The sequence below is a fragment of the Agrobacterium sp. A3-95 genome, assembly GCF_053521785.1.
Window position 1 is genome coordinate 596,451 of record NZ_JBNWDR010000001.1, and the last position, 14,918, is coordinate 611,368.

The 14,918-nt window shown below is 59.7% G+C and carries 9 protein-coding genes and 1 tRNA gene; 3 read left to right on the forward strand and 7 right to left on the reverse strand.

Going from position 1 to position 14,918, the window contains the following annotated elements; translation table 11 throughout:
* Positions 1–78 precede the first annotated feature (78 nt).
* From adhP to ACQZ5Y_RS03035, 4 genes are all read right to left on the reverse strand, one after another.
* Entirely contained in the window at positions 79–1,107 is a 1,029-nt protein-coding gene (gene adhP / locus ACQZ5Y_RS03020) for an alcohol dehydrogenase AdhP (protein ID WP_003515167.1), read from the reverse strand.
* A 149-nt stretch (positions 1,108–1,256) separates the two neighbouring features.
* Complete coding sequence (locus tag ACQZ5Y_RS03025) at positions 1,257–1,658, reverse strand: MAPEG family protein (protein WP_003515166.1); 402 nt, start codon at positions 1,656–1,658, stop codon at positions 1,257–1,259.
* Between the two features lie 114 nt (positions 1,659–1,772).
* On the reverse strand, positions 1,773–3,278 hold the full coding sequence (gene guaB / locus ACQZ5Y_RS03030) for an IMP dehydrogenase (protein WP_003515165.1): 1,506 nt from the start codon (positions 3,276–3,278) through the stop codon (positions 1,773–1,775).
* A gap of 284 nt (positions 3,279–3,562) precedes the next feature.
* On the reverse strand, positions 3,563–4,564 hold the full coding sequence (locus ACQZ5Y_RS03035; RefSeq protein ID WP_174049189.1) for an MBL fold metallo-hydrolase: 1,002 nt from the start codon (positions 4,562–4,564) through the stop codon (positions 3,563–3,565).
* Positions 4,565–4,757: 193 nt separating this feature from the next.
* On the opposite strand from ACQZ5Y_RS03035, the gene ACQZ5Y_RS03040 reads away from it, so the two are divergent.
* A complete protein-coding gene (locus ACQZ5Y_RS03040; RefSeq protein WP_003515163.1) occupies positions 4,758–6,155 on the forward strand; it encodes an MDR family MFS transporter in 1,398 nt (465 codons plus the stop codon).
* On the opposite strand, the gene ACQZ5Y_RS03045 is transcribed toward ACQZ5Y_RS03040, so the two are convergent.
* The 3 genes from ACQZ5Y_RS03045 to ACQZ5Y_RS03055 form a co-directional block, all read right to left on the reverse strand.
* Positions 6,156–6,896, reverse strand: a complete 741-nt coding sequence (locus ACQZ5Y_RS03045; protein WP_003515161.1) for an RlmE family RNA methyltransferase — start codon at positions 6,894–6,896, stop codon at positions 6,156–6,158. It lies immediately after the preceding gene.
* A complete protein-coding gene (locus tag ACQZ5Y_RS03050; protein WP_003515160.1) occupies positions 6,893–8,524 on the reverse strand; it encodes a Ppx/GppA phosphatase family protein in 1,632 nt (543 codons plus the stop codon). Before ACQZ5Y_RS03050 ends, ACQZ5Y_RS03045 begins: the two co-directional genes overlap by 4 nt.
* A 166-nt stretch (positions 8,525–8,690) precedes the next feature.
* Positions 8,691–8,767, reverse strand: a tRNA-His gene (locus ACQZ5Y_RS03055).
* A gap of 361 nt (positions 8,768–9,128) precedes the next feature.
* On the opposite strand from ACQZ5Y_RS03055, the gene ACQZ5Y_RS03060 reads away from it, so the two are divergent.
* Both ACQZ5Y_RS03060 and ACQZ5Y_RS03065 read left to right on the forward strand, forming a co-directional pair.
* Positions 9,129–12,872 (forward strand): ATP-binding protein, encoded by a 3,744-nt coding sequence (locus tag ACQZ5Y_RS03060; protein WP_174059792.1) that lies wholly within the window; start codon positions 9,129–9,131, stop codon positions 12,870–12,872.
* Positions 12,873–12,957: 85 nt separating this feature from the next.
* A complete protein-coding gene (locus ACQZ5Y_RS03065) occupies positions 12,958–14,616 on the forward strand; it encodes an ABC transporter permease (protein ID WP_162633642.1) in 1,659 nt (552 codons plus the stop codon).
* The last annotated feature ends 302 nt before the right edge of the window (positions 14,617–14,918 follow it).

Here is a 14,918-nt window from a genome sequence, read left to right on the forward strand (position 1 = left end):
GGGAGGATAGCGCAGATCGTCGCCCGGTGAACAAGCGGCGGCACACTTTTGCGTGAGCGCCGCCGCTGGTCATCTGTCTCAGGCGGCAAGGTCCACGACGATACGGCCGTCGATCTTGCCCTCTTCCATGCGACGGAAGATGTCGTTAATGTTTTCGAGTTTGTCCCAGGAGAAGTGAGCGGCTACCTTGCCTTCACCAGCGAAGGAAAGCGCCTCCTCCAGATCCTGCCGAGTGCCGACGATGGAGCCACGCACCGTGATGCGCTTCAGCACCGTTTCGAAAACCGGAATGGAGATGAAGCCCGGCGGCAGGCCAACAAGTGCCATCGTGCCCTTGGAGCGCAGGAAACCGTAGGCCTGCTCCATGGCTTTGGGCGAAACCGCCGTCACGAGCGCGCCGTGGACGCCGCCGGTCGCCTTCTGCACCTGTTCCACCGCATCCGGCGCCCGACCGTTGACGGTGAAATCCGCGCCCAGCTTTTTCGCAAGCTCCAGCTTGTCGTCATAAATATCGGCGGCAACGACATGCATGCCCATGGCCTTGGCATATTGCACGGCCATATGACCAAGCCCGCCAATGCCCGATATGACCACCCATTCGCCGGGCCTCACTTCGGTTTCCTTGAGCCCCTTGTAGACGGTGACACCGGCGCAGAGCACGGGTGCAGCGGGGCCGAATTCCAGATTGTCGGGAAGTCGGCCAACGAATTTCGGATCAGCAAGCCCGTATTCTGCAAAGCTGCCATTGACGGAATAACCCGAGTTCTTCTGACTTGGGCAAAGAGTTTCCCAGCCGGTACGGCACGGAATGCAGCATCCGCAGGCGGTATAAAGCCACGGCGTGCCGGCGCGGTCGCCTTCCTTGATGCCGGTCACGCCAGCGCCGATCTTGGCGACGTAGCCGACGCCTTCATGGCCGGGAATGAATGGTGGATTGGGTTTGACCGGCCAATCGCCCGTTGCGGCGTGCAGGTCCGTGTGGCAAATGCCGGTCGCCTTGTAATTGATGAGAATTTCACCCGGGCCGGGATCCGGTATCGCCACTTCCTCGATGGTCAGCGGTTTGCCAAATGCGCGGACAACCGCGGCCTTCATTGTTTTAGCCATGACATACTCCCTAATCGCTGCTCGCCTGAAATTCTCGACGGCGAGGCAGAGACTACCGGGGATGGGGCGTCACGGAATTGACCCATCGCAAATCGCAGCATTTTAGAGGCGCGATTGTCTCACTTATGAAGCAACCTTACGGTGCCATCTCACTCCAGCGCCAACCAGATGGCGAGCCAGCCCCAGAGGCAGACGAGAAGCGCGAAACCAATCGCGAACAATGGCGCACGATAACGCAAACGGTTGCTGGTGACGTGAACGAAGGAGTGCGCATAACGGGAAATCACGAACAGCCAGGCCAGAACGACGGTAACGATATTGTCCGCGTCGGTAATATAAAGCAGCAGGCAGACGGGGTGGAAGAGAACCGGAAGCTCGAACTGGTTGGCAATGTTTCGGTTGACCAGATAGCTTTCGCGCCCTTCCTGTCCCGTATCGCGATATCTGAGCGCGGTATCACGGTCCGTCAGCGTGTATTTTTTGCGGCGGTAAAGCAGTAGGGCGTAAAGAACGAACACGAGAAATGCATGGGCTATCATCGGCCAGAACATTGCGGTCGTTGGTGACATGCTTTCTCCTCCAATCACAATAACGCTCCCCGATCCGGCGTGAATCGGGGAGCGCCAAATACTGAGACTATGTTGTTGCGGATTCGGTTCGAAAGATCAAACCGCGCCGGGGTAGTTCGGGCTTTCGCGGGTGATCGTCACGTCATGGGCGTGGCTTTCGCGCAAGCCCGCGCTGGAAATGCGCACGAAGGTGGCGCGCTCCTGGAATTCCTTGATCGTGCCGCCGCCGACATAACCCATGGCAGCCTTCAGGCCACCGGCCAGCTGGTGCAGGACGCCGGAGACCGGACCCTTATAGGGAACCTGACCTTCGATACCTTCCGGAACGAGCTTCAGCGTGTCGCGCACTTCCGCCTGGAAATAACGGTCGGCGGAGCCGCGCGCCATGGCGCCAACGGAACCCATGCCGCGATAGGCCTTGAAGGAACGGCCCTGATAGAGGAACACTTCGCCCGGGCTTTCATCCGTGCCGGCCAAAAGCGAGCCGATCATGACGGCGGAGGCGCCGGCGGCAATAGCCTTCGCCAGATCGCCCGAGAACTTGATGCCGCCATCGGCGATGACAGGAATATCTGCAGCATTGGCCACTTCGACCGAGGCCATGATCGCAGCAAGCTGCGGAACGCCAACGCCGGCGACGATACGGGTGGTGCAGATGGAACCAGGGCCGATACCGACCTTGACGCCATCGGCGCCGGCATCGATCAGTGCCTTGGTGCCGTCAGCGGTCGCAACATTGCCGGCGATGATGCGAACGGAGTTCGACATCTTCTTGACCACCGAAACGGCATCGAGCACGCGCTGCGAATGGCCATGCGCGGTATCGACGACCAGAAGGTCAACACCGGCATCGATGAGGCGTTCTGCGCGTTCGATGGCATCGGCACCGACGCTGATGGCGGCAGCGGCGCGAAGACGGCCCTGCGCATCCTTGGTGGCGTTGGGGTTGAGCTGCGACTTCTCCATATCCTTGACGGTGATGAGGCCGACGCAATTGCCCTTTCCATCCACCACCAGCAGCTTTTCAATGCGGTGCTTGTGCAACAGACGGCGCGCTTCCTGCTGATCGACGCTGCTTTCCTTGACCGTAACAAGGTTTTCGCGGGTCATCAGTTCATAGATCTTCTGCTGCGGATCGGATGCGAAACGCACGTCGCGGTTTGTCAGAATGCCGACGAGACGGCCATTCTTGTGGCCGCCGGCACCGCCGTTTTCAACCACCGGAATGCCGGAAATGCCGTGCGCCTTCATCAAAGCCTGTGCTTCTGCCAGCGTGGCATCCGGGCCGATGGTGACCGGGTTGACGACCATGCCGCTCTCGAACTTCTTTACCTGCCGGACTTCTTCGGCCTGTTCGATGGGGGTAAGGTTGCGGTGGATGACGCCGATGCCGCCGGCCTGCGCCATGGCGATGGCAAGACGGCCTTCCGTGACCGTGTCCATGGCGGAAGAGAGGATCGGCAGGTTGAGATCGATATCACGGGCAATGCGGGTGGCGATATTCGTCTGTCCCGGCATAACCTCGGAATGTCCGGGTTGCAGCAACACATCGTCAAATGTGAGGGCGTCCAAACCAGTGGGTGTTTGAATGATGCGTGCCATGACCAAATTCCTTCATAATGAAAATGCGTGGCCGTCCCGGAACGAAAAGTTCACCCCGGCGCCCTGCAAGGATTGCTTGGAAGTTGGCGAGGGCTGGTAACACGTTCATGACAGGAAGGAAATAGAAAAAACCCGGAATGACCTTCCGGGCTTATTCTGTTGCTGCATTGCAGCAGGCGTTAAAGAGCGTCCTGTGGATCCCTGTTCCGCACGACGCGCTTTAACTGCTTGTTTTTACGCATGTCGTTATCGCAAAACCGCTCAACGCTTTTGCGCGATATGCATCAGATGTCGAACTGGTAGGACTTCGGCACGAAACGGTACCCCGTATCCAGCTTTTCCGCGTAACCGACAGCCGGGAAAGGCATGTGATAGCCGAGGAACGGCAGCCGGTCCGTGGCGATCATGTCGTAGATCTTCTTGCGGGTTGCAGCGGCCGCCGCCTTGTCCATGTCGAACTTCACTTCCCAATCCGGCTTTTGCAGCGACAGGACGAAATGGTTGGCCGTATCAGCCGTCAGGATCAGCTGCTTGCCTTCCGATTCGACACGGAAGATCATGTGGCCCGGCGAATGGCCAAACGCCGCAATGCCGGTGATGCCGGAAACCACGTCAGCGCCGTCGCCTATGAAGGTCGCCTTTTCCGCCAGCGGTTTGACGTTGGCGATGACGCCCTTCTGGCCGCCTTCGGCAGGCGTGCCAACCCGCTTCTCGTCCGTCCAGAAATCATATTCCGCCTGGCCGAAAACATAACGCGCCTTGGGGAAGGCCGGCGCGCCCTTTTCCATCAATCCGCCAATGTGGTCTCCGTGCATGTGGGTCAGCACCACCACGGTCACTTCGTCAGGAGAGTAACCGGCAGCCGCCATGCCTTCGATAAGACGGCCATTACCAGCGCCACGGCCGGACTCGCCGAAACCCGTGTCGAACAGCACAAGGTCCGTGCCGGTATTTACGAGAACCGGCGAGAAGGAATTGACGAATTGCTCCTTCGGCAGAAAATTGTCTTCCAGCAACTTGCCGACGGTTTCCGCCGACTGATCGGTGCCGAAGGTCTCGCCCGGATTGGGCGCGGCGCGCGCGCCGTCCTTCACGACAAGCACTTCGAAATTACCAAGCTTGAAGCGATTGGTTTCAGGCGGCATGGCGTGTTTGATCTCCATGGAAGTTTGCGGCTGGTTCGTCTGCGCCGTTGCGGTGCGCGCCATCAGAAGCGGCGCGCCGAGAACGCTTGCTCCCGCCACACCGATAAGGCCGCGTCTGCTCATGCTCAAGGATTGAGTCATCATTTTTCTCCCGATTCTCGCCAATGTCACTTTGCCCAACGGACAATAGAGCGAGAAAGTTGCAAGAAAACCGGCCTCACGCAGGTTTGATCGGAACTTCAGAAATTGATAATTAACGTGTTGGCAAGTCGGCCCATCAGGCGTAGGAGGAACTGCGATACCATTGTCGCAGCGGAGAGCCGCAGGCAGCCTCATGAACCGCATCATTCCCCTGATCCTGGCAGTCGCTCTCTTCATGGAGCAGATGGACTCCACCGTCATCGCCACATCGCTTCCAGCCATTGCGGCCGATCTTCATGTGGGTCCGATCACGCTCAAGCTCGCACTGACGGCCTATATGGTGTCGTTGGCGATCTTCATTCCCATCAGCGGCTGGATGGCTGACAAATACGGCGCGAAGAAAATCTTCCGTTTCGCCATCGGCGTCTTCGTCGTCGGTTCGATCTGCTGCGCAGTCTCGTCATCGGTATTCGAATTCGTTGTTTCGCGCTTCCTGCAAGGTATGGGCGGGGCGATGATGACGCCCGTCGGCCGCCTCGTCCTCCTGCGGACGACGCAACGCAGCGAACTGGTTTCCGCTATGGCGCTTTTGACGATACCGGCGCTTGTCGGGCCTCTGACCGGCCCGCCGATCGGCGGCTTCATCACCACCTATTTTTCATGGCACTGGATTTTCCTCATCAACGTGCCCATCGGCGTTATCGGCATCTGGCTGTCGACGATCTTCCTGCCGGAAATCGAGACCACCAATCCGCCACCGATGGACGGCAAGGGTTTCGTGTTATCCGGTCTTGCAGCATCGGGCGTGGTTTTCGGCGTGTCGGTCGTCAGCCTTCCGGCACTGCCGCCCGCCATCGGCATCGCCTCGACGGTCATCGGTTTCATCTGCGGCTTTCTTTATGTGCGCCACGCGGCAAACCACCCTGCCCCCATTCTGGATTTCCGCATTTTCCGCAACCCGACATTCCGGGCGGCCACCGTTGGCGGCACCGCCTTCCGCATTTCCACGGGCGCCATTCCCTTCCTGATGCCGTTGATGTTGCAGATCGGTTTCGGGCTCAACCCGTTTCAGTCAGGCATGATCACCTTTGCCGGGGCAATCGGCGCGATCACCACGAAATTCATGGCCAAGCGGGTCTTTGCCGCAACGGGGTTCAGATCAACGCTGATCGGAGCCGGCATCGTCGGAGCCTTCACGACGCTCGCCAACAGCTTCTTCACGCCGGAAACGCCTTACCCACTTATCATGATCTGCCTGGTCACGGCGGGCTTTGCCCGTTCCTTCTTTTTTACGGGATCCAACGCGCTCAGCTATTCCGATATAGACGACAGCCAGGCAAGTCAGGCAACTTCGATGGCATCCGTGCTGCAACAGATCAGCCTTGCGCTCGGCGTGGCTTTCGCAGCCGCCATCCTGGAAGTCAGCAGCATGTTATCCGGCTCGCATCTGCAGCTCGCCGATTTCCACGTTGCCTTCACCATCGTGGCGCTCGTTTCGCTGTTTGCAATCGTGCCGATCATCCGCATGGACGCGCAAGCGGGCGCGGCCGTTTCCGGCCACCGCGGCAAAGTCTCGCAACCGGCAGAGTGATTAGTCTTCGTCCGCCTCATCCACGTGCATAACGGACTGCGTTTCGGCTGTCCGGCCCTTGAAATGCTTGGCGAGCAGGAACATTTCGACCGATTCCGAGCGCGAGGACGCCGGCTTGATATGCAGGACCTGCTTGAAGTTCTTCTTCAGCATGTCGAGCAAGGCCTTTTCCGTGCCGCCCTGGAAGGTCTTGGCGAGGAAATGGCCGCCTTCCGCCAGCACCTGAACCGCGAAATCGGCCGCGACTTCGCACAGATGCATGGTGCGGATGTGGTCCGTCTTCTGGTGGCCCGTGGTTGGTGCCGCCATGTCGGACAGTACCAGATCCGGCGTGCCGCCAACGGCCTCCATCAACTGGTCCGGTGCGGTCGGATCGAGGAAGTCGAGCTGCAGGATCTTCACGCCGGGGATGGGATCGATTTCGAGAAAATCGATAGCGGCGACGCGGATATCATCCTCGGTGGAATCCGTCACCTTAGAAGCGATCTGCGACCAGCTTCCGGGTGCCGCACCAAGGTCGATGATGCGGGTGGCACCCTTCAGGATCTGGTGCTTGTCGTTGATTTCCAGAAGCTTGAAGGCGGCGCGGGCGCGATAGCCTTCAAGCTTTGCGCGCTGCACATAGGGGTCGTTGATATGACGTTCCAGCCAGCGGCGCGATGAGGCCTTGAGCTTGGTCTTCTTGACCTTCTGACCGATCTTTCGGCCGGTGCGATTGGTGCTTGTGGGCGCCTTGCTCATGTCAAACCTTCCGTTCTGTCCTGCCGTGCCATCTGCATGCGCCTTATCCGGTTACGCCGCCATGCGCCGTCATCCGCCATCATATCCGTCAACAGGCCTTCGCGCAGCCCGCGATCGGCCACACGCATGCGCCGCGCCGGCCAGCGACGGCGAATGGCCTCGAGGATGGCGCAGCCGGCCAGAACCAGATCGGCCCTGTCAGGACCGATGCAGGCATTGGCGGCGCGGCCGGCAAAATCCCATGCCAGAAGCTTGTCCTGCATCGCCGTCACCTCGGTATCTGAAAGCCAGAGGCCATCCACCTTGCGGCGATCGTAGCGCGGCAGGTCGAGGTGAACGCCCGCAAGCGTCGTCACCGTACCCGAGGTTCCGATCAGGTGAAAATCCTCGTGATGCGCAAGCGGCGCCAGAGGCGGGCACTGGAAGGCATCCAGCAGCCCTTCGACTTCCCGCACCATGGCGGCAAACACATCCGGCGTCACATCGCGGCCGCCATGGCGTTCCGAGAGGGTAACAACGCCGACCGGCAACGATGTCCAGTGGGTGATGTGGTTGGCGAGCCGGTTGGAACGGTTTTCGCCGACCTTGATGACCGCGATTTCCGACGATCCGCCGCCTATATCGAAAAGTACCACCGAACGGGCTTCACGCCCGACCAGGGAGGCGCAACCCGAAACGGCGAGACGCGCTTCCGTCTCGCGGCTGATGATCTCAAGCTTGAGCCCGGTTTCCCGGGTAACCCGCTCCAGAAACTCCTCGCCATTGGTTGCTGCCCGGCAAGCTTCGGTGGCGATGAGGCGCATACGCCTGATCGGGCGTCCAGCAAGTTTCGAGGAGCAGACCTTGAGAGCCTCCACCGCGCGATCCATGGCATCGTCTGAAAGACGGCCGGTCGATACCAGCCCCTCGCCCAGCCGGACGATGCGCGAAAAGGCATCGACGACCCGGAACTGGCCGGGCCGTGTCGGCTGCGCGATCAGCAGTCGGCAATTATTGGTTCCGAGATCGAGCGCCGCATACATGTCCGTTGCGAATTCGGAGCCATGCTCTTGATGGCGGGCGCCGTGACGGGCGGACATTTCTGATTGTTGCCGGTGCGGTTCCTGAGCCGTCCCATTGGCGCGCCCGTTCTGCTTGCCGACATGTCGGGGCGCATGGGAGGGAACCAGCGGGCGACCCTGCGGATCGCGGCTGCGCGGATCACGGTGAGCCCGCTTGCGGTTACGCGACTTGCGACCACCGGCAGGCGGCACGGAGGATGGATTGGTGGCATCCGTTGCGACGACAGCCTCTGGCTGTTCACTGGCCGCAGGCGGCGTCTGATGGGAGGTGCCTTTGCCACGGGAACGCCGACGCCGCTTTCTTTTGCGCGGTTCGGCATCCGGCTCGAGAGCCGATACATAGGGGGAACCGGCCGGAACATCCGCGGCAACATCATGCGACAGCACAGCAACGTCACGGGGTTTACCGTCACGCCTGTTTTTCTTGCCACGACGGGATCGCTTCGCTTTCCCTTTGTTTGCCACCGACGCCCCTTGTTCCGACGGCTTTGGGCCGTTTCCGGGGTCGATCACTGTCTTGTCCATTTCGCCGCGCACAAGCGTAGACGCTATGCTGCTGGCTTTCATAAGGTTTCGTTGGGCGGACAATACCAGCGCAAGAGATTTTAGCCAAATGGTTTTTGGAAGCGAGGAAACCGCACCGTCGACGCGCAGCAAAGACATGCGTTTGCGATAACCCAAATCGGGTTTGAAATCGCTGCAATGATTTTCAGGAATTTTAGGAAATTGGAGATGGTACGGTTGGGGGGTCTCGAACCTCCGACCTCAGGTGCCACAAACCTGCGCTCTAACCAACTGAGCTACAACCGCACATCAAACGCCGAACCGGCGCCACGGGGGGTGACATAAAAGGTGTTTTCGCTATTTGCAAGTCCTTCAGCGAATTTTGCGAAAAAAGGCTTGGAAAGGCAAGCGGTTTTCATGGCGCCAGAGCTGGCAACAGTCGATAGCCAGGTATACCGCTTGCAATCTGGAACGGGGCCAGAACGGGTCTCGCCGGGCCTGTTCATGTTAACTCTATTTGGCGATTCATTCAGGCGGCGGTGGACCGCGCCGCCCTGTGAAGTTATTTAAAATTCTGTTAACGTGGTGCCTCAGCGGGTTTACGTTTCAGCTTCATGAGGAAGCCGAAAGCCTCGCAAGGTCCGGTAGTGCCAGAATAGGTTTCGACATGCCCGCCGTCCAGTATCCCTTTATCGATATCGCAGTGCATGAACGGGTGCGCGAAGGTTTCGGGCGCGGCGAGGCGATGGCTTTGTTCTCGCTCGATCTTCAGAGCGCGCTCTGGGCCAATGGGCGCGGCGCAGCGCTGTTCGGCACGCCGATGGTCTATGATTTTCTGGAACAGGGGCCCAAACGGCAGGACGTGACCTTCCGGCAGCTGGCCGCGACGGCGGCGCGTCTTTCGAAGACGGGCGACAGCCTGCCGTTTACCATTCGTATCAATGCCGGCTTCCGCAGCCTTGCCGTTACCGCCAAGGCGGAAATCATCGAGGCCGAACCGGGCCAGCCTGCTATTCTGTTTTCCGCCCTCACCGATCAGGCCGCACCTGACACGGCGGAATGCGCAAGGCGCATGATTGAAGGCTTTGACGATCCCGATATCCATATCGCTGTCATCAATGGCGATAACGAGGTCGTTGCCGCCTCGGCCAAGTTTGTGTCGCTCGGCATCACGCCGCATACGGCAAGGACGCTGGTTAGGATGGCTGCAGGTCAGGCTGGCCACCTCGTCAAACGGCCCGTGCCGACCGGCAAGGGTTACATGCCCGCCGCCGCCGGCCAGATCACGATATCGCCAGAACTCAATCTGTTGTTCGTGGTCGAAACCGCGCTCGGGACGCTCGATCCCGTTAACGGCTTTGCCGAAGACAAGCCGCAGGAAACCCCGGTTGCCTCCCAACCGGCCTTGCCGGTTGCCGAGACCGCGCCTGTTGCCGCAACGGCTGCCTCGTTCGATTCCGTGCTCGACGCCGTCGCCGGGATAGAAGATGTGGAGGACGTGCCGGAACTGCCTTCCGACGTCGAAGACGAAGTGACGGTGGAACAGGATGAAGAAGCCGTCCTGCCATCGCTTGCAGCAGAAGAAGAAACGGATGCTCCGGCGGATGTCCCGCTGGAGGATGCCGATACGGCTGCGAATGCGGCTATGACGGACGATATTGCCGATCTCTTCGAACTGGATGCGAATGATGCAGAGGTTCCGGCAGCTGGTCAGGCTTCCAGCGAAGACCATACCGAACAGGCCCCGGACGTGGAGCGCGCAGAGGCGGAAGATGAGGTCGCTGAAACAATAGCGGCGCAGGACGCTGCACCCGTTGAAGAGGATCTCCCGGCGGCCGTGGAACCGACCGACGAACCCCGGCCTTTTGTCTTCAACGCCGGTGCGCGAGCATCCCGTTTCGTCTGGAAAATCGATGCCGAGGGCCGCTTCAGCTCGATCTCGCACGAATTTGCGGAGGCTGTGGGCGCGAAGGCGGCAGCTGTAGAAGGCATGAGTTTTGCCGATGTGGCGGCACTGTTCAATCTCGATCCGGAAGGCAAGATTCGCGAGCTTCTCGGCCGCCGTGATACCTGGTCTGGCAAGACGATCTATTGGCCGGTTGAAGGCACGTCTCTCATGGTGCCGATCGATCTCGCCGCCCTTCCCACCTATACGCGCTCGCGCGAATTTGACGGTTTCCGTGGTTTCGGCATCGTGCGGCTGGCCGATGCCGCAGAGGATCCGCACGCCACCGGCCTCACCTTCCTGCACGGCGAAGACATCCTTCAAACCGAGGTTTTGCCGCAGCCGGCTGCCGAGGATGAAGACGAGGAATTGCTGGCTTTTCTCGATGAGCTCGATGAGGAAATCCCGGCCGCTGAAGATGCGCCAGCCGAGATTTCGGACGAAGAGCGGCCCCACGATTACAGCCCGCCGGAATTCGAAGTGCCGGCCTTGGCAATCGTACCGACCCCGGAACCAGAGCCGGAGCCAACCTCCGACAAGGTCGTCCATCTGGAAGAGCGCCGCTGGCGCTCCCGCGAGGGCCTGACCGCAGGCGAGCAGGCCGCCTTCCGCGAAATTGGCCGGACGCTGGCACCCGTAGATGCCGTTTCAGACGAAGGCCCGAAGGCGGAAGAAGACGCTCCTTCTACCGATCCGGCTGCACAGCATATCCAAGACGATATCGACGCGGTAACGCAGGTGGACCTGCCGCCCGTGCTGGAAGAAGACGTTAATGTCGCAGAACCGGCTGAGGAAGACGATCTCTTCGCGGACTATGTTCGCGGCGAACGCCCTGCGGCCACTAACAAGCCTGCCGATGAAATCCAGATCGAAGAAAAGACAGTCGCCTTCAACGAGGTGGTACCGGCGGCCGATATCGCCGCTGCGATGGTTAGCCCACCGCTGCGACCCGCCGATGCGCTGAGCGCCGAAACGCTGGACCAGATGCCCGTGGCACTGCTGGTGCATGCCGGTGACAGGCTGATCCATGCCAATCCGGATTTCCTGCGGCTGACGGGCTACGGCTCTCTTGATGAATTGGACGAGGTCGGTGGACTGGAAGCCCTGCTGCAACGGCAGGAGCTTGAGGATATGCCTGATAACGAAGGCGGCATGGTCGTCGTCAGCGCCGAAAATGACATCATTCCGGTCAAGGCACGGCTGCAATCCATCCGCTGGGAAGACACCAAGGCGCTGATGCTGTCGCTGGTTCCGCTGGAAGAAAAGCAGGCATCGGTTACGGCAGCCAACGAGAATACGTCAACGGCCGAAACCGCGAATGCCGACGCAGGCAGCGTTTCCGTATTGCAGGGCGAAGTCGAAGAACTGCATTCCATTCTGGAAACGGCAACGGATGGCGTGGTGCTTTTGGGAGACGACGGCGAAATCCGTTCGCTCAATCGCTCCGCCAGTGCGCTATTCAACTACGACAATGGCGAAATCGCAGGAAAGCCCTTCGTCACCCTGTTTGCGCATGAGAGCCAGCGCGCGGTGCTGGACTATCTTTCCGGCCTTGCCAATAACGGTGTCGCCAGCGTGCTGAACGATGGCCGCGAGGTGATTGGCCGCGAGGCATCCGGCGGTTTTCTGCCGCTGTTCATGACGATCGGGCGGCTCAAATCCTCGCACGGCTATTGCGTGGTCATCCGTGACATCACCCAGTGGAAGCGCACGGAAGAAGAGTTACGCAACGCCAAGCGCGCGGCGGAAACCGCCAATGCGCACAAGACCGATTTTCTTGCGCGTGTCAGCCACGAAATCCGCACGCCTCTCAACGCCATCATCGGCTTTGCGGACATGATGGCGACCGAGCGTTTCGGGCCGATCGGTCATCCGCGTTATGTGGAATATTCCAATGATATCGGACGTTCGGGCCGGCATGTGCTCGATATCGTCAACGACCTCCTCGACATCTCCAAGATCGAAGCCGGGCAGATGGATGTCGATTTCATCGCGGTTCCGCTGAACGAGACGGTGGCCGAGGCGGTCTCGCTGGTGCAGCCGCAGGCCAACAATCAGCGTGTCATCATCCGCACGGCGCTTTCGCAATCCGTTCCACAGATCGTTGCCGACCTGCGCTCGATCAAGCAGATCGTGCTCAACATCCTGTCGAACGCCATCCGCTTCACGCCATCAGGCGGCCAGATCGTAGTTTCCACTGCCTATGAGGCCAATGGCAGCGTCGCGCTGCGTATCCGCGACACCGGCATCGGCATGACCCGAGCTGAGCTGGAACAGGCCATGAAGCCGTTCCGGCAGGTGGCGTCATCGGGCAAGCGCGTGCGCGGCGATGGCACCGGGCTCGGCCTTCCCTTGACCAAGGCGATGGTGGACGCCAACCGTGCGAACTTCTCCATCACCTCGACACCGAACGAGGGAACGCTGGTGGAAATTACCTTTCCGTCGCAGCGGGTTCTTGCCAACTGAGGCCATGCGGGCGTAGCAATGCGGGAACCGCCGGCTAAACGGACAGCCGGTTGAGGCTTTCGCAGGACAGCAGGCTGGCATTTCCATGACGGTTTCCATTCCGGCAACAAGACGCGTTTCATTGTTGCCCATCACGGCGGTCATCGTCGCAGCCATCGCCGCCATGCCTGTTCTGGCGGTCTTCTGGCTGGCGCTGACCGGCAGCACGGAAGGATGGCAACACCTTCTAGCCAATGTTCTGCCGCGCGCCGGGTTTCGAACCTTCCTGCTGCTGGCGATGACGGCCGCAACGACGGCATTCTTCGGCATTGTCTGCGCCTGGCTCGTCACCACATTCGAATTCCCTTTGCGGCGGGTATTGTCGGCGGCACTTGTCCTGCCGCTCGCCATTCCCTCGTATCTGGCAGCCTATGCTTTCGGCGAGTTCCTGGATTTCACCGGCCCGGTACAAAGCGTCCTTCGCGCCGCCTTCGGCTATCACAGCATCCGCGACTACTGGTTTCCGGACGTACGCTCGCTTGGCGGCGCCGTGGTGGTTCTGAGTTCGGTGCTTTACCCTTATGTCTATCTCTCGGCCCGCGCCGCTTTTTCCATGCAGGGACGGTTTGCGGCCGAAGCTGCGCGCACACTTGGTGCGAAACCGCTTGGCGTATTCTTTTCCGTGCAATTGCCAATGGCGCGGCCGGCGATCGCTATCGGTCTTTCGCTGGTCCTGATGGAAACGCTGAACGATATTGGCGCTGTCGAATATCTCGGTGTCCAGACGCTGACTTTCACGATTTACGAGACCTGGCTCAATCGCGGCAATCTTGCCAATGCGACACAGATCGCCGCTGTTATTTTGCTCATCGTTGGTGCGTTGATCTTCATCGAACGCAATGCCCGCGAAAAACAGCGCTTTGCCGCTCCAAAAGCCACGACCATGGCGCAACGCCACCGGTTGAAAAGCCTTCGCGGCTGGCGGCGCTGGTCTGCAAGCCTCTTCTGCATCGTTCCCGTGGCGAGTGGTTTCCTCATTCCCGTCATCGTTCTTGGCGGTTACGCCGCAAAAAGGCTGGATGCGCTGTTTGCGCCGAAGCTGCTGAAAGCACTCGGCCACAGTCTCGAGGTCTCGCTTTCCGCCGCCTTCGTCACCCTGATTGCGGCTTTCGTATTTTCCTATGCCATCCGCACCGAGCGCTCGCGCACGTCAAAGGTGGCCGCGCGACTTGGCTCCATGGGATATGGCGTGCCGGGAACGGTGCTCGCCATCGGCGTGCTCATTCCCCTGGCCGGTCTCGACAATCACGTCGACGGGTTTGTCCGCTCCCATTTCGGATTTTCGAGCGGCCTGCTGCTGTCAGGCACTGCCTTTGCCATCATCTACGCCCATTCGGTACGCTTCATGACCATGGCGGAGGGAACGCTTGATGCCGGGTTCCAGAAGCTCTCGCCGCATATCGACATGGCCTCGCGAACGCTTGGGCGCAACCGGTTGCAGACACTGTTCAAGGTGCTGCTGCCGAATATGCGGCCTGCGGCGCTGACAGCCTTTCTTCTGGTACTGATCGAATCCATGAAGGAGCTGCCGGCGACGATCCTGCTGCGGCCCTTCGGCTTCAACACACTCGCCACGCTGGTCTATGAAGACGCGTCCCGCTCAAGGGTGCAGGATGCCGCCGTGCCGGCGATCATCATCATTATTGCCGGGCTTATCCCCGTGCTTCTCGTGTCGAAATCGATGGATCATCCGGAAAACCGCTGAAGGCAACGCGCATGGCGGCAAAAAGAAAGGCGGCCTCTCGGCCGCCTGTATTAGTTGTGCTTTTTTAACGAGAGAAAGGGGGACAACCTCGCCATATGGAAATTATCAATCCCGGCTATCTAAAGTTTGACAGCCCTGCGTTGGGATTTACTTTCCGCCAACTCCTATTAACAAGCGGTTAAAACCAAAATCGATCAATTACCGACGATAATTCCTATTTTGAGACCGTAAAAGTCAAAAACTAAATTACAGGTTTCTAATTTTATCGACGCCTCAACAGTAACGCGTAGAAATCGGAGAGG